The sequence below is a fragment of the Sphaerothrix gracilis Ecp01 genome (genome assembly GCF_030405905.1).
GTDB classification, from domain to species: domain Bacteria; phylum Cyanobacteriota; class Cyanobacteriia; order Phormidesmidales; family Phormidesmidaceae; genus Sphaerothrix; species Sphaerothrix gracilis.
In genome coordinates, this window is record NZ_JASATW010000024.1 from 63,163 (window position 1) to 88,766 (window position 25,604).

General features: G+C 57.7%; 18 protein-coding genes. 10 read left to right on the top strand and 8 right to left on the bottom strand.

Features of this window, described 5'->3' with window-relative positions:
• The 5 genes from QJQ48_RS21810 to QJQ48_RS21830 form a co-directional block, all read left to right on the top strand.
• Positions 1-678 (top strand): efflux RND transporter periplasmic adaptor subunit (locus QJQ48_RS21810; RefSeq protein ID WP_346293360.1); only part of this gene is annotated, 678 nt, incomplete at its 5' end.
• Between the two features lie 79 nt (positions 679-757).
• Entirely contained in the window at positions 758-3,991 is a 3,234-nt protein-coding gene (locus QJQ48_RS21815; RefSeq protein ID WP_346293361.1) for an efflux RND transporter permease subunit, read from the top strand.
• Between the two features lie 4 nt (positions 3,992-3,995).
• On the top strand, positions 3,996-4,298 hold the full coding sequence (locus QJQ48_RS21820) for a hypothetical protein (protein ID WP_346293362.1): 303 nt from the start codon (positions 3,996-3,998) through the stop codon (positions 4,296-4,298).
• A gap of 110 nt (positions 4,299-4,408) precedes the next feature.
• Complete coding sequence (locus tag QJQ48_RS21825; RefSeq protein WP_346293363.1) at positions 4,409-6,412, top strand: ABC transporter substrate-binding protein; 2,004 nt, start codon at positions 4,409-4,411, stop codon at positions 6,410-6,412.
• Positions 6,405-10,088: a hydantoinase B/oxoprolinase family protein gene (locus QJQ48_RS21830; protein WP_346293364.1), complete on the top strand. Its 3,684-nt coding sequence runs from the start codon at positions 6,405-6,407 to the stop codon at positions 10,086-10,088. The genes QJQ48_RS21825 and QJQ48_RS21830 overlap by 8 nt, the downstream gene beginning before the upstream one ends.
• A gap of 31 nt (positions 10,089-10,119) precedes the next feature.
• Here the strand turns inward: QJQ48_RS21830 and QJQ48_RS21835 are convergent, their stop codons facing one another.
• The 5 genes from QJQ48_RS21835 to hppD all read right to left on the bottom strand — a co-directional run bounded on the left by QJQ48_RS21835 (position 10,120) and on the right by hppD (position 16,643).
• Entirely contained in the window at positions 10,120-11,178 is a 1,059-nt protein-coding gene (locus QJQ48_RS21835; RefSeq protein ID WP_346293365.1) for an aldo/keto reductase, read from the bottom strand.
• 183 nt (positions 11,179-11,361) lie between these two features.
• On the bottom strand, positions 11,362-13,452 hold the full coding sequence (locus tag QJQ48_RS21840; protein WP_346293366.1) for an AMP-binding protein: 2,091 nt from the start codon (positions 13,450-13,452) through the stop codon (positions 11,362-11,364).
• A gap of 11 nt (positions 13,453-13,463) precedes the next feature.
• Positions 13,464-14,384: a hypothetical protein gene (locus QJQ48_RS21845; RefSeq protein ID WP_346293367.1), complete on the bottom strand. Its 921-nt coding sequence runs from the start codon at positions 14,382-14,384 to the stop codon at positions 13,464-13,466.
• 2 nt (positions 14,385-14,386) lie between these two features.
• Entirely contained in the window at positions 14,387-15,547 is a 1,161-nt protein-coding gene (locus QJQ48_RS21850) for a homogentisate 1,2-dioxygenase (RefSeq protein ID WP_346293368.1), read from the bottom strand.
• A gap of 1 nt (position 15,548) precedes the next feature.
• Positions 15,549-16,643, bottom strand: a complete 1,095-nt coding sequence (hppD, locus tag QJQ48_RS21855; protein WP_346293369.1) for a 4-hydroxyphenylpyruvate dioxygenase — start codon at positions 16,641-16,643, stop codon at positions 15,549-15,551.
• Positions 16,644-16,841: 198 nt separating this feature from the next.
• On the opposite strand from hppD, the gene QJQ48_RS21860 reads away from it, so the two are divergent.
• The 4 genes from QJQ48_RS21860 (at position 16,842) to QJQ48_RS21875 (ending at position 21,760) form a co-directional block, all read left to right on the top strand.
• Positions 16,842-17,336 (top strand): Lrp/AsnC family transcriptional regulator, encoded by a 495-nt coding sequence (locus QJQ48_RS21860; RefSeq protein WP_346293370.1) that lies wholly within the window; start codon positions 16,842-16,844, stop codon positions 17,334-17,336.
• Between the two features lie 24 nt (positions 17,337-17,360).
• A complete protein-coding gene (locus tag QJQ48_RS21865) occupies positions 17,361-18,257 on the top strand; it encodes a hypothetical protein (RefSeq protein ID WP_346293371.1) in 897 nt (298 codons plus the stop codon).
• Between the two features lie 37 nt (positions 18,258-18,294).
• Complete coding sequence (fahA, locus tag QJQ48_RS21870; RefSeq protein ID WP_346293372.1) at positions 18,295-19,608, top strand: fumarylacetoacetase; 1,314 nt, start codon at positions 18,295-18,297, stop codon at positions 19,606-19,608.
• Positions 19,609-20,038: 430 nt separating this feature from the next.
• Positions 20,039-21,760, top strand: a complete 1,722-nt coding sequence (locus tag QJQ48_RS21875; protein ID WP_346293373.1) for a tetratricopeptide repeat protein — start codon at positions 20,039-20,041, stop codon at positions 21,758-21,760.
• On the opposite strand, the gene QJQ48_RS21880 is transcribed toward QJQ48_RS21875, so the two are convergent.
• The 3 genes from QJQ48_RS21880 to QJQ48_RS21890 form a co-directional block, all read right to left on the bottom strand.
• A complete protein-coding gene (locus QJQ48_RS21880; protein WP_346293379.1) occupies positions 21,757-22,662 on the bottom strand; it encodes a sulfotransferase domain-containing protein in 906 nt (301 codons plus the stop codon). The genes QJQ48_RS21875 and QJQ48_RS21880 overlap by 4 nt on opposite strands.
• An 80-nt stretch (positions 22,663-22,742) precedes the next feature.
• A complete protein-coding gene (locus QJQ48_RS21885) occupies positions 22,743-23,627 on the bottom strand; it encodes a GNAT family N-acetyltransferase (protein ID WP_346293374.1) in 885 nt (294 codons plus the stop codon).
• A 5-nt stretch (positions 23,628-23,632) separates the two neighbouring features.
• Complete coding sequence (locus QJQ48_RS21890) at positions 23,633-24,118, bottom strand: hypothetical protein (RefSeq protein ID WP_346293380.1); 486 nt, start codon at positions 24,116-24,118, stop codon at positions 23,633-23,635.
• A 531-nt stretch (positions 24,119-24,649) separates the two neighbouring features.
• On the opposite strand from QJQ48_RS21890, the gene QJQ48_RS21895 reads away from it, so the two are divergent.
• Positions 24,650-25,604, top strand: a 955-nt coding sequence (locus QJQ48_RS21895; protein ID WP_346293375.1) for an NACHT domain-containing protein, incomplete at its 3' end; no start/stop codon positions are given.

The following is a 25,604-nucleotide window of genomic DNA, read 5'->3' on the forward strand; positions in this document are numbered from 1 at the left end:
CGGGCGGACGGCACCCGCCAAGAACAAATTCTGGCCCAGCAGGCAGTCGTGCGGCAGCTAGAAGCGGCGATCGCTGACCTTGATGCCACCCTGAACAAAAGCACCTTGCGATCGCCCTTTGCTGGCATCATTGCTACTCGCCAGGTAGATGAGGGCACCGTGGTCAGCGCAGGACAGGCTGTTGTGCGGCTGGTGGAAAACGTTGCCCCTGAAGCCCGCATTGGGATGCCTGTAGAAACAGCCAGTCAGCTCCAGGTGGGAGACGCCTACACCCTGAGCTTAGAGGGCGATCGCTACCCGGCAACCGTGGCCGCTGTGCTGCCAGAAGTTGACCCGGAAACCCGCACTCAGGTGGTGGTTTTGCAGCTAGACCAGGCCGCCGTTCCCCGTATCAGTCCCGGCCAAACCGTCCGGGTGGAGATAGCTGAAACTATTCCAACGGCAGGCATTTGGCTACCCATTACCGCGCTTACCCAAGACATTCGCGGCCTCTGGAGCACTTACGGGCTGATGCCTACAGAGGAAGCAGACCTCTACAAAGTGCAGCCCCAATCCGTTGAGGTTTTGCACCAGGAAAGCGATCGCGTCTTAGTTCGCGGCACCGTAGCGGCGGGCGATCGCCTCGTTGCTAGCGGCGTCCATCGCCTTGTCCCCGGTCAAACCGTTCGCGCTCGCTAGGCTTCTACCCGTCCAGCCGCCCTACTTCCCCCGGTTTGGCCGAATTTACGGCTAGTCTTTTCCCTATCTCCTTTGGCCCATGTCCCAACCTTTCTTTACCAACATCCGTCTCCTCATCCTCACCATCGTCCTGATTCTAGGCTGGGGTTTCTCGTCCTACCAGGGCCTGCCGCGCCAGGAAGACCCTGAGCTGGTAGCCCGTACCGCTGTAGTGAAAACTGCGTTTCCAGGCGCTAGCGCCGAGCGAGTCGAAGCGCTGGTAACGACGGTACTGGAAGCAGAACTGGCAGAAATTGAAGAAATAGAAACCCTATCTTCCACATCGCGGGTGGGATTCTCTAGCGTGTCGGTGGAGCTGGTAGACACGGTTACTGAGGCCCAGCCGATTTGGTCGAAGGTGCGCGATCAGATGGCCGATGCGGCGGCGACGTTTCCGGCGGGGGCGGCGGCACCGACGCTAGAAGAAACCAATATGAAGGCGTATACCCTCATTGCGTCGTTGACCTGGACTCCAGCGACTGCGCCCAACTACGCCGTGCTGCGCCGCTATGCCGAGGCGTTAGCGGTGGTTATGCGCGGCGTAAACGGGACGGAAGAAGTGGCGTTTTTCGGTAGCCCTGATGAAGAGATTTTGGTGGAAATCGATGCGGCAGAGCTGGTGGGGGTGGGCCTGTCGCCGCAGCAGTTAGCTAATCAGATCAATCTCAGTGACGCCAAAGTCAGTGCTGGACAGCTTCGCAGCCCCGATCAGAACGTGGCGATTGAGGTAGAGAGCGAGCTGGAAACCTTAGAGCAAATTCGCCAGTTGCCGATTCAGACGGGGGCCGGTCAATTTACCCGGCTCAGCGACATTGCCAGCGTTGAACGCGGTATCCGCTATCCCCGCAGCAGTCAGGCCATCGTCGGCGGTAAGCCCGCTGTGGTGGTGGGCGTGATGATGAAGTCGGGGCGGCGGATTGATCAGTGGATGACTGAGATGCAGGCAGCCATCGAGACCTTCGGCGATCGCCTCCCTGCCGGCATCAGCCTAGACGTGATTTTTGACCAAAGCAGCTATGTGGCCAATCGCATTAGCACCCTGCTCTCAAACTTGGTCATCGGCGCGGCGCTGGTGGTGGGCGTGACGCTGGTATCGATGGGCTGGCGCTCGGCCATCGTTGTCGGAGCTGCTCTACCCCTCACTATCTTTGCCGTGTTTGGCTGGATGAGCGTCTTTGGCGTCCCTGTCCATCAGATGTCTGTCACCGGGCTGATTATTGCCCTGGGGCTGCTAATTGACAACGCGATTGTAGTAGTTGATGAGATTCAAATGGAGCTGCAGCACGGTGACCCGCCGCTGCTGGCAGTTCGCAAAACCGTGAAGTATCTGCAGGTACCGCTGATGGCCTCAACGCTGACGACGGTGATGACCTTTTTGCCAATCTACCTGCTGCCGGGCGGAGCCGGTGAGTTCGTCGGCTCGATTGCCCTCAGCGTCATTCTGTCCCTAATTTCCTCCTTGGTCATCTCCCTGACCGTCATTGCCGCGCTGGCGGGTCGCTTGTTAGGTAACAGCCGCGATCGCTATGAGCAAATTCTGGCGGCCTCTTCAGCACAGGCGTCAAGCGCCCCGCCTCACTCTGGCATTCGCACCAAAATTGTTCTTTTGCTGATGCGGCCAGGGGCCTGGTGGACTGAGGGCATCACTTTGCCCCGGCTGAGACGGCCTTATCGCTGGTCAATTGGGCGCGTGGTAGCTCGACCGCGCTTAGCGATCGCCCTGTCTCTGACGATGCCGCTGCTAGGCTTTATGCTGGCGCGAACGCTAGACAATCAGTTTTTTCCGCTACTCGATCGCGATCAGTTTCACATTGAAGTCGAATTTGCGGCCTCGACCGCGCTGGAGCAAACTGAGGCGCAGGTGCGGCAGGCGCGGCAGGTGATTTTAGGCCACGACAATGTGCAAGAGGTACACTGGTTTATTGGCGAAAACGTGCCCAAGTTTTACTACAACCTCACGGGGAGCCGCCAGAACCAGCCCAACTACGCCCAGGCAATGGTGCAGCTTAAGACTGATGCCGGGGTAGAGGCACTGGTGCGAACGCTGCAGGAAGAACTGGAGGCGCTGCTGCCTGCAGGCCGGGTCATTGTGCAAAAATTTCAGCAGGGACCGCCTTTTGCGGCTCCGGTGGAGCTGCGGCTCTACGGCCCCGACATCCGCGAGCTGCGCCGTCTGGGCATGGAAGTGCGGCAGCTCATGACCACCATTCCCGATGTCATTCACGTCCGCGATGACCTGACTGAGGGCCGACCGAAGCTGGGGCTGTTTGTAGACAATGAGCAGGTGCAGCAGGCGGGATTAAACAACACCGCGATCGCCCAGCAGTTGGCCGCCTATGCCGAAGGGGTGACTGGCGGTGCCATTCTAGAATCAACTGAAAATCTGCCTGTCCGGGTGCGGCTGACTAACCGCGATCGCGCCAGCCTAGAAGCCCTCGCCTCTCTAGATTTACGCCCCGATCAGGCCCAAGATCGGGCCTTCCGCCCCACCGCTGCCCTGGGTGAATTCAACCTGGTGCCTGAACTTGCCAGTATTGCCCGCCGGGATGAGCAGCGAGTGAACACGGTTCAAGCCTTCATCACTTCCGGCGTTCTGCCAGATACAGTGCTGACGGCGCTGCAGGAAAAGCTGGCAGCCGCCAACTTTGAGCTTCCTCCCGGCTACCGCTATGAGTTTGGCGGCGAATATGCCGAACGCAACACTGCTGTTGGCAATCTGCTGCTGTACGTGCCGATTTTGGGACTGGTTATGGTGACGGCGCTGGTGCTCTCCCTCGGCTCGTTTCGCCAGGCGGGCATTATTGCCGTCGTCGCGATCGCCTCTATTGGCATGTCTCTGTTATCCCTCAAGCTGTTCGGCTCGCTGCTGGGTTTCATGGCTATTGTCGGCACGATGGGCCTGGTGGGCATCGCGATCAATGACTCAATTGTGGTGCTCACTGCCTTCAACGAAGATCCAGAGGCTAGTCAGGGCGACCCTAGGGCCGTCCAGCGAGTCCTGATCAAAGCGACCCGCCACGTCCTCACCACCACCGTCACCACCGTCACTGGCTTCATTCCCCTGCTGGCCGACGGCGATCCCTTCTGGCGGCCCCTGGCTATTGCGATCGCTGGGGGCATTGGTGGTGCTTCTCTCCTGGCGCTGTACTTCGTACCCGCCGCCTATATTCTGATTGGCGGTCAGCGCCGTCAATCAGACCATTCTCCGACTGACCCGGTCGTCACCCATTCAGGCGATCGCCGGACTGCCGTAACTGCTGGTAATAATCACTAGACCCATGCATTTTCCGCTTTGGCAATACCTCAACCAACCGCTCTGGTCGCGCCATCGAGCGGCCATCCTCAATCCGCGTAAATACTGGCAGCGCTATCAAAGACAATATCTCAACGGTTGTCTCAGCAATGCTTTTTTAGAACAGTGCTGGCAGATTAGTTATTCAGATTTTGTAAGCCATCATCACGGCTTTTGCTGTCGCAATGCCCTAGAAGAAGAGCCGCGCTGGCTGCTAGAGCGCTGCTGGAAGTTGCAAAGACGCGATCGCTTTTGTCGCCATCCCGAAAACCCAAGAAGATTTCCATGAGCACCGATGCTGATAAAGGCGGCGACATTTGTTGAAAAGCTGGCAACAGTCGTTGTCCATACTCATCGGGTGATATCAATATGATTTAAGACAGTGACGGAGACAAATGCATGGAGTCTGGATATCTGTCGGCTGTCGAAGCTTTAGGCCTTGACTTGGGGCGTCTGTGGCAGCAGCTGTCGCTGGCAGTTGATGATCGTGCTACGGTCTGTCAGCTACTGTTGGGCTATTCTCGCCAAGATATTGCGATTCGTCTGGCGGCGCAGCGGTGTCAATGCTCTGAGACAGACTTACGACTGGCTTTAGATCGGCAGTCAGCTAAGGCTCAGTCGTTATCCTCGACCCTCCCCACTCCAGCTAATCGGCAATCTCATTTGTCTACTCACCAAAGTGCTCTAGAGCAGCTTGCAAAAGCCGATCGGCAAGTACGCGATCGCCTTAGCGGCAAAATCTATCCGGCCTTTGCCCAGCTTATGGGCGTGCCGCGCGAAGCGATCGCCGGAAACTGGGTCAAAATTTTGAATTTTCTCTATGACCCGCAAAATGGCTATCGCTTGCAGCCGCCCCCACAGCTCAATAGCGATAACTTTCAGGGGAGTTTGGGCCGCCAGGTATTTCTACCACCTCCGGATCGGGCGATCGCCCAGGCCCAGCGAGAAGGTACCCGGTTCTATCAGCGTGGCTTATACTACCAGGCTTTGAACGCCTTTGCCGCAGCTTGGCGCCAAGAGCAGACTGCCTATAGCCGGGGCAATCCCGAAATCTTAATTTACCTGAATAATGCGCTAGTGGAGCTACAGCGCGATCGCTTACAAAACCGTCATATTGAGTGCTATCTGCTGGCGGTGGTGGTACCGTTTCACCACAACCAGGGACAGGTCGCGGCTGAGGTGCTGCGCGGAGCGGCTCAGCTTCAGTGGCAGACGAACTGGCACTGTTTGCAGCAGGGGCGTCTCGACCGAGCGCTAGATCTAGCCGGACTGCCGACGGCTGAAATAGTTGCAGCAGCAAGCTTAGCGCGTCCGATAGCCTTGCAGATTATGGTGGTCAACGACCCCAACCATGTCTACGATGCGGACAATCCCACAGCGGAGCAGTTAGCGGCCTTAGCCCCTGGGCTAAATCTGATGGCGGTAGTGGGGCACTACTCTAGCGAAATGACTGAAAAAGCCCTGCCGTTTTACGCTTTGCAGGGACTGCCGCTGGTCAATGCCAGCAGCACCGCTGATACACTCTCGGCCCTCTCTACTGGCCTCCAACAGTCTTTCTTTCGGTTGACCACGCCCGATCGAGACAACGCAGCAGCGCTGCTCAACTATCTCGCTGGTTGCTCCGCAACTCAGCCGCAACGGGTGGCGCTGATCTACAACCGCAATAGTCAATACTGCCTGTCTTACCGGGCGGCAGTGCGATCGCATATTGCCCAGCATTCTCACCAGTTTGAGCTACTGCCAGAGTGCGATCGCATTAGCGAGCAGCCTGATTCGATCCATCGCTACCTGCAGGAGATTGAAGCCAAAGGGGCGGATATCTTGCTGGTGATTCCCGATGGCGGCCTTGAACCCAACTCGCTCAACAACGCCGGACTGATCAGCCGTTTGAACCTCAAATCCTGCCTAATTGCCGGATCGGCCACCTTCTATCAGGAAAACGTGCTGCACTGGATGTACGAACGCGATCGCCCGCAGACAGTAACCGCTCCGGCTCCGATTGTGGCCTGCGTACCCTGGCATTGGCGCAGCTGTACTAATGGTTATCAGTCTCAGCCAGTGGCGCAGCAGTTTTGTCGGCTAGGGCAGGCACTTTGGGGAGCGGGCCGGTTGACCTGGCGCAGCGCTACGACTTTTGATGCCTTATTGATGCTGCAGACGGTGCTGGCCCGCTGGCCCTGCTGCGATCGCATGGCGCTGCTCAGGCAGCTCCACCACTATTTTCGGGTGCAGCAAAAATCGCTTCAGGGCGTCACTGGGGCAATTCAGTTTGCCAGCGGCTGCGATCGCCTCCATCCTCCCGCCGAAATCGTCACTGTTCAACCCGATGCGGCCCAGCAGCGCTGGGTCTGGGATATCCCTAACCCTACTTCAACTAAACCTACTAGAAAAACTCATGCTTAAAGTTTTTGCCGATCGCGGTGGCACCTTTACCGACTTAGTTGCCGTCACCGATAATGCCATCCTGGCCGATCGCCTTTCGGCTCAAAACCGCTTTCAGGTGATGGCCCTGCCGGATCAGCAGTGGGTGATTATTTACAAGCTGCTTTCAGAACAGCCCGATCGCTACCAGGACGCCGTGATTCAGGGCATCCGTGACATTCTGGGGCTTTCTGACCAAGCGGCGATTCCTGGCGGTGAAGTTGAAGTGGTGAAGATGGGGACGACAGTGGCTACTAATGCCTTGCTTGAGCGCAAAGGCGATCGCACCGTATTTGTGACTACGCGCGGCTTTGGCGACGGTCTGCGCATCGGCTATCAAAACCGTCCTAATATCTTCGCCCGCCAGATTGAGCTGCCGGAGATGCTCTATGAGCGAGTGGTGGAGGTAGATGAGCGCTACAGCGCTGAGGGGGAAGAGCGATTGCCCCTGACTCAGGAAGCGCTAGCGCAGGTCAGGCAAGCGCTGCAGCAAGCCTATGATGACGGCATCCGCGCCTGCGCCATTGTCTTTCTGCACGGCTATCGCTACCCCGACCATGAGCAGCAGGTGGCGGCGATCGCCCAGCAGATTGGCTTTAGCCAAATTTCGGTTTCTCACAAGGTCAGCCCGCTGATGAAGTTTGTCAGCCGGGGAGATACCACGGTGCTCGATGCCTACCTCTCACCGATTTTGCGGCGCTATGTCGATCAGGTGGCGGCGGCCCTAGAGCCTGCAGCTGCCACTCAAAGCGGGCCAAAGCTGGAGTTTATGAAGTCCGACGGCGGCCTGACTGACGCCCATCTGTTTCAGGGCAAAGACAGTATCCTCTCTGGCCCGGCGGGGGGTATTGTCGGCGCGGTGAAGACTAGCCTCAGCGCTGGCTTCGACAAAATCATCGGTTTTGACATGGGGGGCACCTCCACGGATGTGTCCCACTACAGCGGCGAGTATGAGCGCACGTTTGAAACCGAGGTGGCCGGAGTGCGGCTGCGAGCACCGATGCTGTCAATCCACACGGTTGCTGCCGGGGGCGGTTCGGTGCTGAGCTTTGACGGTGCCCGCTACCGGGTGGGGCCGGAGTCGGGCGGTGCCGATCCGGGGCCAGCCTGCTACCGCCAAGGGGGGCCGCTGACAGTGACAGACTGCAATGTCATGCTGGGCAAGCTGCAGCCTGACTTTTTTCCGCAGGTGTTTGGGCCAGCGGGCGATCAGCCCTTGGATGTGGAGATCGTGCGGCAGGCGTTTCAGCAGCAGGCCGTGACCATTGCCGAACAGACAGGGGATCAGCGCCGCCCAGAACAGGTGGCAGCGGGCTATTTGGCGATCGCGATTGATAAGATGGCCAGTGCCATCAAAAAGATTTCGGTGCAGCGGGGCTATGACGTGACCGAATACACCCTCTGCTGCTTCGGCGGTGCTGGGGGGCAGCACGCCTGTCTGATTGCCGAAGCGTTGGGGATGAAGCAGATTTTTCTCCATCCCTACGCCGGGGTGCTCTCAGCCTACGGCATCGGTCTAGCCGACATTCGCAGCCTGCAGGAACAGGCGGTAGAGGCGCAGCTGACCCCAGAGGTTTTAGCGCAGCTGCAGCAAACGCTGGCGGAACTAATTGAAACCGGGCGCACCCAGGTGATCAATCAGGGGGTGAAAGCTGAGGCGATTGAGACGCTGCCTAAGGCCCACCTGCGCTATATCGGTACCGACTCATCTCTGCTGGTGCCCTTTGGGGAAATCGAGGCAATGCGATCGCAGTTTCAGCAGCAGCACCAGCAGCGCTACGGCTTCACCCGCCCTGACAAAGCCCTAATTGTGGAATCCCTGTCGGTGGAGGTGATTGGTCGTACCCCGACCCTAGCAGAACCCCAACTGGCCCCGCGCACCGCGCCGCTAGTGCCAGCCGCCACCGTGTCTTTCTACAGCCGCGACCAGTGGCACCGCGCCCCGGTCTATCGCCGGCAAGACCTGCGGGCGGGCGATCGCCTGCCAGGGCCAGCCCTGATTGTAGAAGCGACCGGCACCAACGTGATTGAACCGGGCTGGGCGGCCAGCTTGACCGAGCGCAACCACCTGATTCTGCGCCAGCATTCGGAGGCTGAGCAGACTGCTAAGACCGATACGGCAGCGGCTCAGACGGCCCCCGATCCAGTCCTGCTAGAAATTTTCAACAACCTGTTTCAGTCCATCGCTGACGAAATGGGCATTACCCTGCAAAACACCAGCCACTCGGTCAATATTAAAGAGCGGCTCGACTTTTCCTGTGCCCTATTTGATGCTGAGGGTCAGCTTGTCGCCAATGCGCCCCACATTCCCGTCCACCTCGGCTCTATGAGCGAAAGCGTCCACAGCCTGATTGCCGCTCAGGGGGACAGCCTCAAACCCGGTGACGTGTATATCTCCAATAATCCCTACAACGGCGGCACTCACCTGCCCGACATCACCGCCATCACCCCCGTCTTTATCAACTCAAAACAGCCGCTGTTTTACGTCGCCTCGCGGGGCCACCACGCCGATATTGGCGGCATTACCCCCGGCTCCATGCCGCCCTGCAGTACCACCATTGAGCAAGAGGGAGTACTGCTGGATAACGTTCAGCTCGTGGCTCAGGGACAGTTCCAAGAAGCAGATATAGAGGCCAAGCTGACAGCAGGCCCTTACCCGGCCCGCAATCCGGCCCAGAACATTGCCGATCTGCAGGCCCAAATCGCCGCCAATGAGCGGGGTAGTCAAGAACTAGGCCGGATTGTCAGCCACTACGGCCTAGATGTCGTCCAAGCCTATATGCATCACGTCCAGGAAAATGCTACCGCCTCGGTGCAGCGGGTGATTGAGCAGCTCAGCGACGGTCAGTTTACCTACCCGATGGATGATGGCAGCCGAATCCAGGTGCAGGTCAGAATCGATCGCGCCCAGCGCACTGCCCATATCGACTTTACGGGCACCTCCCCCCAGCAGTCGGGCAATCTGAATGCGCCTTTAGCCATTAGCAAAGCGGTTGTTCTCTATGTTTTTCGCACGCTAGTTGATGATGAAATTCCGCTGAATGCAGGCTGTCTGACGCCGATTCAAATGACGGTCCCAGCCGGCAGCCTGCTGAATCCGCGCTACCCGGCAGCGGTGGTGGCCGGAAATGTGGAAACCTCCCAGGCGATCGCCAATGCTCTCTATGGCGCGCTTGGGGTCATGGCGGCGGCCCAGGGCACGATGAACAATTTCACCTTTGGTAATCAGCAGCACCAGTATTACGAAACCATCTGCGGCGGGGCTGGGGCGGGAGCCGATTTTACGGGAGCCGATGCTGTCCAAACCCACATGACTAACTCTCGTCTCACCGATCCAGAAGTGTTAGAGTGGCGCTTTCCGGTGCTGGTAAGTGCCTTCTCGATTCGGCCTGGCAGCGGCGGTGCGGGCCGTCACCGGGGCGGCAACGGGGTTGTGCGGCGAATTCAGTTTCGGGCGGCCATGACTGCCGCGATTTTGTCTGGCCATCGCCGCGTTCCTCCCTTTGGCTTAAAGAACGCGGCCCCTGGCGCCACCGGGCGCAACTGGGTGCAGCGTCAGGATGGTACCGTAGCAGAGCTGAATGCCTGTGCTGAGGTGGAAATGCTGCCGGGCGACAGCTTTGTGATTGAAACGCCCGGCGGCGGCGGCTATGGCTAGCACCAGTGCTAGTTGACGGCTGGCCCTGACCCTAGCGCTCTTTCACCTGGGCGTAGCGATGGGAATCAGTTTGCTCAAAGGTGCCGTTGTAGACAAAGTTACGCACCATGTCTGCCTGGAAAAAGTCATGGGGAAAGCCCAGGGCAATCTGGCTGACCTGATTGAGCTGCTGCTGCTGCTCGTCGGTTAGCTGTACGTCCACACATTTCAGGTTGTCTTCTACGTGGGAGAGCTTGCGGGCTCCCACAATCGGAATGACGTCCTGAGCTTGCAGCCAGGCCAGCGCTATTTGGGAAGAACTGTAGCCTGTTTCGGCGGCTAGCTGATCAACTGTCTGCGCGATCGCCCGGTTACGCTCGTTTTGATCAACGAATCCGGCCATCATTTCGCTGTCTAGGCGGCGAGATTCATCGCTTTGGCCTCCCTGAGTGTATTTGCCTGTGAGCCACCCACTGGCTAGGGGCGACCAGGCTGTGACCCCAATGTCTAGCGTCCGCGCCATTGGCAGTAGCTCCCGTTCGGGATCGCGCTGAATTAGGCTGTACTCCACCTGCAAACCAATAAACTGGGTCCAGCCGCGCAGGTCAGCTAGGGTGTTGCACTGGGCTACAACCCAGGCTGGGGCGTCAGAAATACCAATATAGAGGATCTTACCGGCCCGGATGAGGTCGTCAAAGGCCCGCATCACTTCGGCGGCAGGGGTCATAAAATCCCAGGTGTGGAGCCATAAAAGGTCGATATAGTCGGTCTGCAGTCGCTTGAGACTGCCTTCTACAGACTGGATCATGCTCTTGCGCTGGTTGCCCCCGCCATTGGGATTTTTATCTCCCAGACCGTTGGTGTATTTGGTGGCTAGCACGATGCGATCGCGCTCAGCAGCCATAAATTCGCCTAAAAACTTCTCGCTGGTGCCGTTGGTATAAATGTTGGCTGTATCAATGAAGTTGCCGCCAGCTTCACAAAAACTGTCGTAGATTTTCTGGCTCTCGGCTTTATCTGCGCCCCAGCCCCAGTCTTCACCGAAGGTCATGGTGCCAAGACAAAGTTCTGAAACGCGCAGGCCGCTGTTCCCTAACAATTTATAACGCATGGTGTCTTCCAATAGGATCAGGCACATATATGCTACCGACTGGACTGGCTCATGGCGCTAGTTTTAGACTTTGGCTCAGGTAGGGGCGACAACAGCTTTTAGGCTGCTACCTGTAACTGCCCCCGCTCAAGGTTCTCACAGTAGAATCCTCGCCAAGCTGCAAATGGTACAACGGCAGTTGCGTCAGAATTTTTCCAATATCGATTCAGCGTTACCAACTTTGGCAATGGGCTGTAGCAAATCGTAGAACTGCCGACGCAGAAGGCGGCGCATGACTTTGTTGGAAGCGGTGCGGGGCAGGGCCGCCACGACTCTGAGGGCGTGAATCTTGAAAAGGGGATTGAGGTGCTGCCGGATGGCGGTTTGCAGAGTGGCCTGCAGGTTTGAGGAGGCTACTTTGTTTTCTGAGGTCAAAACAGCGTAGATCACCAGCTGACTTGGCCCACCGTCGCTAGGCGAGACAGCGATCGCCGCCGTTTCTCGCACACCGGGTACGGCATTGAGCACCTGCTCAATTTCCACCGCGCTGACCTTGATTCCAGCTAAATTCATCGTGTCATCCACCCGGCCCCAGGCGCGGTAATAGCCGTTGGCTAGGCGCTCCATCTGGTCGCCGTGGCGGCGCAGCTTCAGGGTGGGGAGGGAGGGGGTATTGGCAAAGTAGACCTGGTGATGATCGCGGTTGAGTAGTGCAGTGGAGAGGCCGATGCTAGGCGGCACGATGAATACCTCGCCTTGGGTGGCAGGCTGATGGTCAGCGTTCAGGATGACTAGGTCAAGTCCTAGAGCGGGCGTGGTAAAGGTCGCGGGGGCCGCAGGCTGAACCAAAGTGCCGGTGACATAGCCGCCGCCAATCTCGGTGCCGCCGCAGTATTCAATCACCGGACGATATCCGGCGCGAGACATCAGAAACAGCATATCGTGGGGATTTGAGCATTCTCCAGTAGAGCTAAAGGCTTTGATCCTATGCCAGTCGAGTCCCTGCAGGCAGCCGCTGGTTTGCCAAGCGCTGACCAGACTGGGCACCACTCCCAGCATCGTCACGTGGGCTGCTTCAACAAACTGACCAAAGGCCCGCGTTGTGGGTGCTCCTTCATAGAGGGCGATCGCCGCTCGGTTAATCAAGCTGGCGTAGATTAGCCACGGCCCCATCATCCAGCCCAGATTGGTTGGCCAGGCTACCACGTCGCCGGGGTGAATATCCTGGTGCAGATGACCGTCAGCGGCGCACTTGATTGGCGTGGTATGCGTCCAGGGAATGGCTTTGGGGGCTCCGGTCGTGCCGGAGGAAAAGAGAATATGGATCGGGGCGCAGGGTGAGGCGGGAACGGCGCTGAAGCGATCGCTGGGACTGAGAAAATCAGACCAGAGGCGATCGCCCGCTCGCAGCTTGGGCGCGCTGCCAGGCTCGCTCGCAATCACGACGGCGCTGGGCCCATTCGCTTCGATCACCCTGTCATAGAGCGGCAGGCACTTACCGCCACGCCGGATAAAGTCCTGGGTAAAAATAGCTTTGGCCGGGGCGAGCCGCAGACGGGTCGCAATTTCCTCAGGGGCAAAGCTGTCGGCGATGGCGACTACCGTACCTCCGGCCAGAATAATCCCCAAATAAATCGCCACCGCCTCAACCGTCATGGGTAGGTCAAGGGCGATGGCGTCTCCCGGCTGCAATCCGGCCTCCACCAGCCCGTTGGCAACCCGGTGGGCCAAGCTACGCAGTTCGCCGTAGGACACGACCGCTAAAGCTCCTTCCTCTGGCTGAAACAGAATGGCGGGCGCGTCAGCCGCCGCCTGAAAGCAGCTCTCAGCAATATTCAACCGCGCGTCCACGAGCCAGACCGGAGATTCTACCCCTCGGCTCAGATCTAGGATTTGGCTGTAGGGCTGCTGAAAGTGAATGCCCAACCGCTGCACCATCTGTTGCCAAAACTGGTCTCGCTGCTGCACCGACCAGGCATGAAGCTCCGGGTAGGACTGCACCGGCACCGCTCTCATCAAAGTGGCAATGTTTGTGCGCTCAATCTCTGTCTGGGTAGGAATCCAGGCTGGCGGCGGCCCTTGGCGGGCATCCCAGTCGGCATAGACGAGGTCATAAAGTCGCTGATGCAGGGCCCAGGGCTGATCGGGCCGCAGAATTTCTTGGGTTAGCCGCTGCCAGCATTCTGTCGGGGATAGCGCCGTCAGCCAGGGATTGATCTGCAATCGCAGTGGCGCTGCCGTCTCCGGCGTCAGGCCGCACTGCACCAGCGCTTCTAAGGAGAGCTGCTTGACCATAGCGCCATCCCTCACAGATAGAGATGGTTGAGGCGATCGCGATTGAGGCCGTCCCAAAAAACGGCGATCGCCGCTAAGATTTCGCGGCCTCCCTGGAAGAATTTGGCTGGGTCAAATGCTGGCTGAAAGTAAACCGCCTCCAGTTCTTCGAGGGTATGGCCTGCATGTTGGGCTTCGACCTGGTTGTGCCAGGTGAAAAAGGCCAAGCGCAGGTGGGGATATCGGCTCTGCTTGATACGGGTCAGGCCCTCAATCAGCTCCTGCCAGAAGCCCGCTGCCGCCCAGTTTTCCACCGCGAAGCTAGCCCCTTCGGCAATTTGCGGATCGTCGCTGCCGTAGAGCCGCTGCAGCTCATCACAGAAATGCAGCGTCGTCGGTCGGCCCTGCTGACGCTTGCCAATTTCAGCAAAGTCTAGCCCTAGGCCAGCGGCCACATCCGTCAGCCATTCAAAGTGGGCGGCGCGGAAGCGGCAAATTCCGCCGTCAACCGTGCCCCGCGTATTGACTAGCTCTGGGTCGCCCTGACGCTCTTTCTCCGCCTCGGTGAGAACAGGCTGGTGGCCGATGGGCTGGTCTGGGGTGCGGTAGATCACGCCTAGCTCGTTGAGCAAAATTTCTCGTCCGGCCCGCGACTGCTGCAGGGTGGGGGCGTTGATCACTTTCAGCAGGGCGGCAATCAAAAACTGATTGGAAAAAACCGAGAACTGGCGGATGAAGTGCTTCAGCTCGGCGTCAGTAGCCTTGCCCTGACTGAACCAGCGGGTATAGGTGTTATTCGTAATGATGCGGTGGTGCAGTAGCTGACGATCCACCGTCTCTAAAAAGTTTTGCCAGTCTTTGACCTGCCTCTGGCTGAGGCGACCCTGACGCAGACGGTCTTGAATGCGAGCCGAAATATGCAGCGCCGGGGCTTTTGAAAGGGTGTGAGTCATAGTCAGGTTCCTCGCCAACTATAGGGATAGTCTTTGTCTGCCAGGGCGATCGCTTGGGCAGTGAGCTGCAGCGGCTGGAAAGCGTCAATCATGACGGCGTATTCCTCGGTTTGCTTTTGGCCGATGGAAGCTTCATACCGGCCCGGATGGGGGCCGTGGGGCAGACCGCGCGGATGCAGCGTGATAGAGGCAGGCTCAATTCCCTGGCGCGACATGAAATTACCGGACACATAGTAGAGCACTTCATCGGTGTCTACATTGGCGTGGTTGTAGGGAGCCGGAATCGCCTGGGGGTGGTAGTCAAACAGGCGGGGCACAAAAGAGCAAATCACAAATTCTGGCCCCGCAAAGGTTTGATGTACGGTGGGCGGCTGGTGCACGCGGCCTGTAATCGGCTCAAAGTCGGCAATATTGAAGGTATAGGGCCAAAGGTATCCGGCCCAGCCCACCACGTCGAGGGGATGGTGATCGTAAAAATAGCGGCTAATGCCGTGGCGATGCTTCACCCGCACCTCGAACCAGCCTGCCGTATTCTGAGGGGCCAGCTCCTGCGGGGGGCGAATATCTCGCTCGCAGTAGGGAGCAGCTTCTAAAAACTGACCGTAGCGATTCAGGTAGCGAGGCGGCGGCTCGATGTGGCCCCAAGCTTCGATTATCAGCAGCCGCTGGGCCCTGTCTGGTTCAGGCAGCAGCCGCCACAGCACCCCCGCCGGAATCACCAAATAGTCTCCGGCCCGGTAGGGCAGACGGCCAAACTGACTTTCCAGCAGGCCAGTGCCCGCATGGACAAAAATCACCTCATCGCCGTGGGCAAACCGATACCAGTAGGGCATCGGCTCGGTAGGACGGCACACAGAGAGACAGAGATGGGCATTCATCATCAGCGGTATCCGGGCGCTGATGGCTTCGCCCCCTGCGGGAATGTCGGCGGTACGTAAATGGTAAGGACACAGGGGGCCAGAGTCTGCCACCGCGATCGCTGTAGCGTGTCGCTGCACAATCTGCTGCACCTGAGTCGGGGGCCGCTGGTGATAGAGCAGGGACTGGATGCCGGCAAAGCCCTGAGTGCCAATCAGTTCTTCGTGATATAGCGAACCGTCTGGCTGGCGAAACTGGGTGTGGCGTTTGGCGGGAATCTGGCCCATCTGGTAGTAGTAAGTCATTTTAGAGATTCCCCCGCCGCGCCTGCTCGCGCTCGATCGCCTCAAACAGAGCCTTGAAGTTGCCTTCCCCAAAGCCCTGAGAGCCGTGCCGCTCAATCACCTCAAAAAACAGCGTGGGCCGATCTTGCACAGGTTGGCTAAAAATTTGCAGCAGGTAGCCGTCCGGGTTGCGATCGGCTAAGATTCCCAGCTCAGCTAGTTGTTCAATTGGGTAGTCAATTGGGCCAACTCTGGCGGCCAGCGTGTTGTAGTAGCTGGGGGGCACAGGCAAAAACTCAACCCCGGCCTGTCTCAGCCGCGACACGGTTTCAATAATGTTGTGGGTGCCCCAGGCCACATGCTGAATACCTGGCCCCTGGTGATAATCTAAATATTCTTGAATCTGTGATTGGCGCTGACCGGAGGCGGGTTCATTGATGGGCAGCTTGATCCGGCCCCGGCTGTCCTGCATCACTTTGGACTGCAGCGATGAGTACCGGGTCGAAATGGTTTTCTCGTCAAAATGGGCCAACAGATTAAATCCCAGCCCTGCGGCCAAAAACTGTGCCCACCGCTCCATCTCGCCCATCGCCACATTGCCGACCACATGGTCAATGTTCAACAACCCTATGGGGCTGGTGAGCGGCGTCAAAGCCTGTCGAGGCCTAAACCCTGGCGCAAACAGGCCCCCATAGTGCCGACGCTCGACAAACTTCAGCCGGACATCGCCGTAGAGGTGGATGGCGGCATAGCGATAGCTGCCATAGGCATCGGTTTCAGTGGTCGGGGGAATTGCGCCAACCGCGCCGCGCCGGGTTGTCTCTTTGTAGGCTAAAGCCGCATCGGGGACGGCCAGGGCAATCACCGCGATCGCGTCGCCGTGCTTCAAAACGCTCTGGCTAATGGGATGATCCGGGCTGAGGCCGGTGCTGAGCACTAGGCGAATGTGACCCTGTTCTAGGACGTAGGAGGCTGCTTTGCGATCGCCGTTTTCCAGCCCGCGATAGGCCGTCAGCTTGAAGCCAAAGCACTGCTCATAGAAGCGAGCCGCCTGTCTAGCATTGCCGACATAAAACTCCAGGTGGTCAAATCCCACAACGGGGCAAAAATCATCCATGAAAGTCCTCCCAATAGATCGTTCTGGAGCGTGGAGGAAGGTAGATTCTAAACTCTGAAGCGCTTTAAAGATTCAAAAACTAACTAAATATCAGAATTTAGCTAATAAATTTTTCATTTGACTTATTATTAGTATAAAACATCAGCTCTTAAGCTGGGTTTTGCGCTTAATTCTTAACTGCTGATAGCCGCATTAATGATGGCAGACCGTCCACCCCTCGAAATGTCTGAGCCATTGGACCTAAAAGATCGCCAGGTCTTGCGGCTGCTGCAGGAGAATGGCCGCATTACCCTGTCAGAACTGGCTCGCCAGGTTAACCTCTCGGCGCCTGGTTTGCAAAAGCGGCTGAAAAAACTAGAAGAAAACCGCGTTATCGATCGCTACGTGACCGTGATCAACCGTCAGGCGCTGGGCCTACACCTGCTCTGCTTTATGCAAGTCACCCTCACCGCCCAGCCCCGGCCCCAGGAGATTGGCCAGTTCTGCGATCGCATTCAAGACCTGCCAGAAGTGCTGGAGTGTCATCACCTCACGGGCGAACTGGAGTATCTGCTGAAGATTGTGGTGGCCGATCATCAGCATCTGGAAAACTTTCTGTTCGAGAAAATTACTCAGATTCCGGCTGTAGACCGGGTGCAGACGCGAATTGTGATTAACGAAGTTAAAGCCTCAACCTCGCTGCCGCTGACCTAGGGACGGTTTACCCCGCCAAAAGCCATGCTCACCGCTGTCAAAGCCCTACTCACCGAACTGATCGACTATGCCGGTCTGTTCCCCCCGGCCCGGCTAGACCTGGCTACCGCGATCGCTCGTTACCGGCAGCACGAGCAAGGTCCCTATCGCTGGCTGCTAGGCCGCTTTGTGCTGCCCCTATCGCAGCTAGAGCAGCTGCAGGCAGTCCTGGCAGAGCATCAGCCTGCTGCGCCTCTGCCCCTCAGCCTGATTTTAGACGGGGAGATAGACCGGGCGATCGCCGGATTGTCGGCGTTGAAAGACCCGTCATCTAGCAGTGGCGATCGCCCCATCAGCATTACGGCCCTGGAACTGCCGCCTGCTGCCCTGGCAGCTTCACCCCAACTGCTGCCCTATTTGCCTCAAAATACAGAAATTTTCGCGGAAGTACCCTGCAGCGGTGACGCGGCTACCTACCTGCCTGCCCTGCGCCAGTCTCAGCTCAAGGCCAAAGTCCGTACCGGCGGCTTGACGCCCGCAGCCTTCCCTAGCCCGGCTCAGCTCAGCCAGTTTATCGCCGCCTGCGCCCAGGCGCAGACACCCTTCAAGGCCACGGCAGGGCTGCATCATCCCCTACCGGCTCGCCGCGCCCTCACCGCTGCCCCTGACAGTCCCACCGCTGCGATGCAGGGCTTCTTGAACGTGGCGATCGCGGCGGCCTTGCTCTACTGCCAGAAAATTACCCCTGCCGAAGCTCAGCACCTGCTGCGGGCTACTGCGCTTGCGTCCTGGCGGTTTGCGGCAAACCAGATTAGCTGGGGCGATCGCCCCCTTAGCCTCACCGAAATTCAGGTGGCTCGCCGCCAGTTTTTCCGCTCTTTTGGCTCTTGTTCGCTGCAGGAGCCGATTGCCGATCTCAAAGCCTTGGGCCTGCTGGGCTAGGCCGTTAGCCTTTTCATCTCATACCGGAGGTCAGTCAATGCCTCATGCCGTCAATGCCACCCACGATCCCAGCCTGCGCAGTTGGGTAGAGTCTGCCAACCCGCCAGATACCGATTTCCCCATCCAAAACCTACCTTTGGGCGTGTTTCACGGCCCAGATCGGACTCAGCCGCGAGTGGGGGTAGCCATTGGCGATCGCATTTTAGATTTAACTGCCTGTCATCAGGCGGGCTTACTGGCTGACCTGCCCCCGGCTCTATGGGCGGCAGTCACCGCCTCGACGCTGAATCCGCTAATGGCTCTCGGCCATGAGGTCAATCATCAACTGCGCCAGCGGCTGCAGCAGCTGCTCCGGGCTGGCAATCCCCCTGCCGCCGCCGAGCAGATTCTGGTGCCCATGAAAGCCGCCACAATGCACCTACCAGCCACCGTGGGCGACTATACCGACTTCTACGCCTCTATTTTTCACGCCACTAACGTTGGCTCCCTGTTTCGCCCGGAAAATCCGCTGCTGCCCAACTATAAACACATCCCCGTGGCCTATCATGGCCGCAGTTCCTCGTTGGTGGTCAGCGGGACGCCGATTCCCTGGCCCCAAGGTCAGCGCAAAGGGCCGGACGAGGACAGGCCCAGCTTCGGCCCCTGCCGCGCCCTAGACTATGAGCTGGAGGTGGGCTGCTTTATCGGTGCGGGAAATTCGTGGGGACAGCCGCTGGCGATCGCCCAGGCTGAGTCAGCCCTCTTCGGCCTCTGTTTGGTCAATGATTGGTCGGCGCGGGATATCCAAGCCTGGGAATATCAGCCCCTCGGCCCCTTCTTGGGCAAAAGCTTTGCCACCACGGTGTCTCCCTGGGTCGTCACTCTTGAAGCCCTGGCCCCCTTTCGCTGCCCGGCCTTTGCCCGGCCCGCTGCCGATCCTGTGCCGCTGCCCTATCTCACTTCCGCCGAGAATACTGAACGCGGCGGCCTTGATCTTACGGTTGAGGTTTGGCTACAAAGCACTCAAATGCAGAATCAGGGTATGGCTCCCTACCAGCTCAGCCGGGCCAATCTGCGGCAAATGTACTGGACGCCCGCCCAGATGATTGCTCATCACACCAGCAACGGCTGCAATCTACGACCGGGGGATCTGCTGGCTAGCGGTACGGTTTCCGGGCTGGAAGCCGGTTCCCAGGGGTCACTGCTGGAAATGACCCGCCGGGGGACGCAGCCCCTCCAGCTCCCCAGCGGCGAAGCCCGCGCTTTTTTGGCAGCCGGTGACACCGTGATTCTACGCGGCTACTGTCACAAACCCGGATATGTTCGCATTGGTCTAGGAGACTGCCAAGGCCGTGTTTTGCCTGCGATTTAGGGGAGCAGATCAGCGCTCTATCCCTTCTCTAAGTAAGTAAGTATGTCTGATTGTTGATAGGATGCCTTTCGACTCTGCTCAATGCTCGATCCCTTGCTAGGCAGAGGATTGAGAGAAGTCGTTCACGAAGTGTCTCCCGAAGGGAGAAAACCCGGCAACCTGAGTTGGACTTGATTTGGCCCGCCTACTCATATGGATGTTATGTGGACATTGTTAGATACAGCCGCAGGGCACTGTTCTATAAGGCTTAGATTAGGGCTGACAGCTTTAGCGAAGCCTTTTTTAGTACCGGCGTAGCTTTTAAGATTCAATATCGACGCAGTCTTCAAGATTGAGTTTTAGCTACGATCAATTAGGTCGCAACAGCAGGATGAAAAAGGTTTTGCAGAGATAAAAGCTTAACAATTAGATATTTTTGGGAGGCGGTTCAATGTCTGTCTATTCTGAAGTGCTTGCGAAACATCTCGCCAGTTTGGGAGGCACTGTCTTGATTGCAATCTCAGCGATCGCTCCTGCCGCCTTGGCGCAAGAAGCCGCCCAGCCCTCCGCCAGATCTCTGGGAACCGTCAATTTTGAGGTGGCCTGCCAAACCCAGGTTGCAGATGACTTTAACCGGGCCTTGGCCCTGCTGCATCACATGCAGTACGAAGAGTCTCGCTCTGCATTTTCCCAAATTCTAGCCACCGATCCGGATTGCGCTATGGCGCATTGGGGGGTTGCCATGACCCTGTTTCAACCCCTGTGGCCGTCCCGACCGACTGTAGACATGCTGAAGCAGGGACTGGCAGAAATCCAGACCGCTCAGGCTTTGGGAATCGAGAGCGATCGCAACGCTGCTTTGATAGCCGCTACGGCTGCGTTCTACCGAGAACCAGAAACCGCTGACTGGTGGACCCGGATTCGGCGTTGGCATGAGGCGATGCAGGAGGCTTTTGAAGCTCATCCTACTGACATTGAAACTGCTGCCTTCTATGCCTTATCCCAGCTAGCAGTGGGGCAAATTGAAGCCGATCAATTGGCTTATAACGGTCAAGCAGCAGAGACCCTACGACAAATCTACGAGCGTGAACCGGCTCATCCAGGGGCCATACACTACACCATCCACGCCAACGATATTGACGCTCGAGCCAGTGAGTCTCTTGATGTGGTCAGAAGCTACGGCGAAATTGCCCCAGAAGTGCCTCACGCGCTGCACATGCCGACCCATATTTTCGTCCGTTTGGGCTACTGGCCTGAGGTGATTGACTGGAATCGCCGCTCCGCCGACGCGGCGCTCAACTTTCCGGCTGCAGATGGCCTGTCCCATCACTATCCCCATGCCCTCGACTATTTGGTTTATGCCTATCTGCAGCAGGCCAATGACGAGGCAGCCCAGGCGGTTCTTACAGAAGTTTTGGAACGGCAAGAACCCTTCCAGGGCACCTTTATCAGTGCTTTTCACCTGGCGTCTATGCCAGCCCGGTATGCGGTTGAAAGGCGAGCTTGGCAAGAAGCTTTAGCGATCGAACCGGCGACTCCCGCCACCCTTGCCTGGGAATCATTTTTCTGGCCAGAAGCGCTGAGTTGGTTTGCTAAAGGTTTGGGAGCCGTCCACATGGACGATGCTGACCAGGCAGAAACCGCAGAGCAAAGGCTGATAGCCTTGCGTGATCTAGCCCAGGAAGCGGGCGAAGTCGGATTTGCTACTTACATTGAGATCGATCGCCTAGTCTTGTCGTCTTGGCGGGCCTATGGGAGTGGACAGTCGGATACCGCCCTCGCTCTAGGCCGTGAGGCGATCGCCTTAGAAGCCACAATTCAGAAACATCCCGTCACTCCAGGCTCAATTTATCCGGCCCAGGAGTCTTTAGGTGATTTGCTGTTAGCGCTGAATCGGCCTCTTGAGGCCTTGGCCGCCTACGAAGACTCGCTCGTGACTTGGCCGGGACGCTTCAATACTATCCTGGGGGCTGCCCGCGCCGCCGCGGCGGCAGGGTCAACCGATCAGGCCATTCGCTACTACGAAGACCTTTTAGTCCTTTCTGCTGGCTCGGATTCTAGCAGACTAGAACTCGCTGGCAATTCGATTGGCCTAAAAGCCGCGATCGCCAAAAACAGAGCCGGTTCTGATCTCAAACCAGCTCTGCCTTCACGCCTCACACCCCAACGCTAGAGGCCGGTAGCTAGCCAGTGAGCGCAGTGAGCGCCCAGCTTCTCTACCGCCATCTGCTCGTACTGAGCGATATCGGCGGGGGGCAAAACATCCTTCCAGCGACCGTTAGTTCCTTTGTGAACAAAGGTCTGGGCTCCACCTTCCCAGAAAACACCCCCCAAGGGCGCACTCTTAGCGGCGTTGCGCTTCATGTAGTCAAAGCTGCAGTGCTCTAAGATATCTGCCCATTTAGATTCGTCAACTGGAATGTCTAGAAACTCGGCAATGCGACGAATTTGGCCCGGCATGTCTCGCTTCAGTTCGGCGTAGTGCAGCAGCATGACGTTGGGCAGGTGGCGAATGTCCCACCAGGATTTGATATTTTCCCAGAAAGACCAGAAGGGATAGCCGTCTGCCGCCAGCCACTCTTGGAAATATTGCAGGACTGAGGCTGGCGGCTTTTCTAGGGGCGGTCCCACCCGTCCGGGGGTGTCGTTGAGGGCAGCGTAAAAGTCCTCGTTGCCGTTGGCGTGGTGGTTATACAGGCTCCAGACCACGTCCCGTCCGTCCCGGGCGATGTAGATGTATTTGGCCTGGGGCGAGAAAACTAAAGCATCGACGGGGAGATGGGTTTTAAGAAAGCGCCGGTGGGTTTGGGCCTCTACGAAGGGCAGTTTGATTTCCTTGGGCGGTACCCGCAGATCCATCCAGGGAGAAAGTTCTGCCACTTCTACAGCCTCTGCGCCTTGAAACAAGAGCTGAGCGACGATTTGCTGCGTCCAGGTAGTGCCTGATTTGGCGTAGGTGGCGATGATGATGTCATCATCGCGAAACTGAAAGTCATTCCAGATGGTGGAATCAAAGTGGTGGCTGTGCAGTTCGCGGGTTTTTTGCGGCCACTGTGTAAAGGCGCGATCGCCCATTATAAGCGTGTCTAAAGCAGGCGTGGTGGTCACCGACATGGAGATTCTCCTGCGAGTGAAAGTAAATAGATTGGTTAGGGCTAAAACAAAATGGAGGGTAGAAAGACGCCCGTTGGCTGGCTGTAAAGTCCCAGGCTCATCAGCGTCATCGGCTGAACGACCTGCAGGCCCTGCTGCAGGCACCAGCGAAAGAGCTGGCTATTGCGAGTCGGCAGCAGGAAGCCAGGACCTGCAAAGGATTGAGCGGCTCCAATCAGCGCCTTCAGGTCTTCATTGCTTTCCCCTACGGCGTGGCCGAAAAAGCCAATCAGCGTGGCATATCCGGTCAGGCGTAAATCGTGCTCAACCACGGTGGCTGTCCCCTGACGGATAGCCTGCTGCAGTTCTAGAGCGCGATCGAAGCCATGTACCTGCTGGCAGAGCTGATTACAGGCGTCGAGATCAGCTTCGGTGGCAGGCCGCACCGGATAGCCCGGCAGAGCCAGGTTGAGGGCTGGGCCTTGCAGATTGGCTAGCGGTTCTTGAACATTAAAGCCCAGCTTGGCGTAAAGCGACAGAGAACGACTGTGAAAAGCCGCCTGCACTAGGCGCACACCGGCAAAATCCTGCAGGCGCGATCGCTCTAGCACCGCTATCATGAGCTGTCTGCCAATCGAGCCGTTTTGTAGCCCCGGAGCGATCGTAATCGGCCCCACCCCGGCGACTTTTGCACCTTCCAGCAGAAAGTTGCTGCCCACAATCTGACCATCCTTTTCGGCCACTACCGAGTAGGTATAGGGGTCAGAAAACAGCCTCGTCATCATTTCCTGGGCTAGCTCAGGCCGGGGAAAGTCGGGCGGAAAGCGGTGCTGTTCAGAAATGGTCTTAAAGGCTTCGTAGCAGATTTCACCGCAGATGCGAGCGTCGGCGGGTGTACCTGACCGAAGCTGCAAAGTGGTTTGAGGCTGAGTGAGTACGGTTGGCATTCTGGCTACCTCCGGGCGTCTACCAGAGCAAGTTGGTCAATCATTTCGGGCAGACGTTCTGGGCTGAGGGCCTGCAAATACTGAGCTGCGATCGCGGGGGTCAGCAGCTCCAGCATCAGCCGGTTTTCCACCCAAAATTCCACAACGTCAAACAGGCCATCCCGACTCGCCTGCAGAACCCGCCAGCCCTCTCGCTCACCAATACGCTCAATCTGCTCTAGGCTAATGGGCACAGAAATGGCGGCGTGAAAGGACGAATAATGAGAAGCCTGCGGGTTTAGCTGGAAGCCAGCCTGACCTTCATGGGCATCGGGAATCAGCTCAGAACCGTTGGGATAAAACTCAATCAGGGTGCCGAACTCATCCCCCGCCAGCGCCGCGTAGCTGCCGGGATTAAACGGAAAAGGCACAACATGACCCTCAAATACTTCAGCCATGACGGTGGCAACGTGTAGCGGATCATTAACCGCAACAGAAATGTGATGAAGCATAAAAATTTCCTGCTGAATTGAAACAGAATTGGCTGCAAATTCAGCCATGCTTCAAGTTTCAGCCCGGACAGCTCCGAAAACCAGACGAGATAGCCCCAGATAAACTCGACTTAATCCTTATTTTTGTCTGTTAAAAAGGCAGACGGCTAAAAATGTGTCAGCTGCTCATTCTCAGAGGTATGACACCCCCAAGTGGCTAGAGATAGCCAGAAGTAAATAAGGCTGTAGGGTGCATTAGGCAAAGCCGTAACGCACCGTCCTGCAAGGCTTTGATCTGTTGTACTGGCGCTTAATATAGCCTGCACAAATTTATGACTACTTACTGAGTAGCAATCTGATCGCTGCCGTCTTGGCCGTAGATACGGCCCTACCGCAATAGTCGCTAATTCCAGCCAATTACGCGGCCATCAGCTTAAGTCATTCTTAAGTGAAATAACTGAAATAACTCAATTAAAATTAGAATAATCACTCTACAAGCGGTATGGCTGCCCTTCGCCTGTAACGTCGCCGTTTGTGGAGTCGTGAGCTGAAATGATCGCTAAAAAGAGTCGCAGACGGGGCGTTGTTCTATCGCTGCAGGGCCAGCATAAGCTTGAAGCCGCTCGACGGCAGCTTGAGAAAACGCTGAATGATGGCGATCGCTTGACTCTAGAAGAACTCAGCGATCGCACCCGGCTTGCCCTCAGCACCGTCATTCGTGTCTTAGACGCTCAGCTCGGCGTTGACAAGCAAACCCTCGATCAGTTCTTCGCCGCCTTTGACCTGCTGCTAGAGCGAACTGACTATCAGCATCCCCACCTCGTCCCTGACCCGCTGCCCACCTCCTCGCCTGAGCCGCCTTTCCCCCCTGCTCCCTGCTCCTCCGTTCAGCCGACCGTTCAACCGACCCGGCCTGCCGTGGACTGGGGCGAAGCAATTGATGTTTCCCTGTTTTACGGTCGCACCCCTGAACTAGTCACTCTCCAAACCTGGATTCAGCAGGATCGCTGCCGTCTGATTGCCCTACTCGGCATGGGCGGCATCGGCAAGACTGCCCTGTCTGTCAAGCTGGGCCAGAGTTTGGCAACGGCTGGGCCGCGTCAAGCAGTCAGCTTCGACTTCATCGTCTGGCGCACTCTGCGCAACGCCCCGCCCCTAGAATCTCTGCTCGCTGACCTGATTCAGGTGCTTTCCCACCAGCAGGAGACGGCGGCGGCCTTACCCTCTGAGCGGCGGCTGCCTCGTCTGATGCAGGTGCTGCAGCGGCAGCGCTGTCTGCTGATTCTGGATAACTGCGAAACGCTGCTGCAGGAAGGACAATTTGCGGGGGCTTTCCGGCCAGAATACGCGGCCTACGGCGAGCTGCTGCGTCAGGTGGGAGAACTGCCCCATCAGAGCGCTCTGGTGCTGACCAGCCGCGAAAAGCCTCAGGCGATCGCCAGCTTAGAAGGGGCGATGCTGCCCGTGCGATCGCTGCCGCTGCGGGGCCTGCCTGCTAGCGATACCG

Excerpts from the sequence above, each read along its gene's own strand:
- QJQ48_RS21840 (WP_346293366.1), bottom strand. The coding sequence starts at position 13,452 with ATGGTCAAGCAGCTCTCCTTAGAAGCGCTGGTGCAGTGCGGCCTGACG.
- fahA (WP_346293372.1), top strand. The coding sequence starts at position 18,295 with ATGCCTCATGCCGTCAATGCCACCCACGATCCCAGCCTGCGCAGTTGG.
- QJQ48_RS21815 (WP_346293361.1), top strand. The coding sequence starts at position 758 with ATGTCCCAACCTTTCTTTACCAACATCCGTCTCCTCATCCTCACCATC.
- QJQ48_RS21860 (WP_346293370.1), top strand. The coding sequence starts at position 16,842 with ATGGCAGACCGTCCACCCCTCGAAATGTCTGAGCCATTGGACCTAAAA.
- QJQ48_RS21890 (WP_346293380.1), bottom strand. The coding sequence starts at position 24,118 with ATGCTTCATCACATTTCTGTTGCGGTTAATGATCCGCTACACGTTGCC.
- QJQ48_RS21825 (WP_346293363.1), top strand. The coding sequence starts at position 4,409 with ATGGAGTCTGGATATCTGTCGGCTGTCGAAGCTTTAGGCCTTGACTTG.
- QJQ48_RS21865 (WP_346293371.1), top strand. The coding sequence starts at position 17,361 with ATGCTCACCGCTGTCAAAGCCCTACTCACCGAACTGATCGACTATGCC.
- QJQ48_RS21835 (WP_346293365.1), bottom strand. The coding sequence starts at position 11,178 with ATGCGTTATAAATTGTTAGGGAACAGCGGCCTGCGCGTTTCAGAACTT.
- QJQ48_RS21820 (WP_346293362.1), top strand. The coding sequence starts at position 3,996 with ATGCATTTTCCGCTTTGGCAATACCTCAACCAACCGCTCTGGTCGCGC.
- QJQ48_RS21845 (WP_346293367.1), bottom strand. The coding sequence starts at position 14,384 with ATGACTCACACCCTTTCAAAAGCCCCGGCGCTGCATATTTCGGCTCGC.
- QJQ48_RS21875 (WP_346293373.1), top strand. The coding sequence starts at position 20,039 with ATGTCTGTCTATTCTGAAGTGCTTGCGAAACATCTCGCCAGTTTGGGA.
- QJQ48_RS21830 (WP_346293364.1), top strand. The coding sequence starts at position 6,405 with ATGCTTAAAGTTTTTGCCGATCGCGGTGGCACCTTTACCGACTTAGTT.
- hppD (WP_346293369.1), bottom strand. The coding sequence starts at position 16,643 with ATGGATGATTTTTGCCCCGTTGTGGGATTTGACCACCTGGAGTTTTAT.
- QJQ48_RS21885 (WP_346293374.1), bottom strand. The coding sequence starts at position 23,627 with ATGCCAACCGTACTCACTCAGCCTCAAACCACTTTGCAGCTTCGGTCA.
- QJQ48_RS21850 (WP_346293368.1), bottom strand. The coding sequence starts at position 15,547 with ATGACTTACTACTACCAGATGGGCCAGATTCCCGCCAAACGCCACACC.
- QJQ48_RS21880 (WP_346293379.1), bottom strand. The coding sequence starts at position 22,662 with ATGGGCGATCGCGCCTTTACACAGTGGCCGCAAAAAACCCGCGAACTG.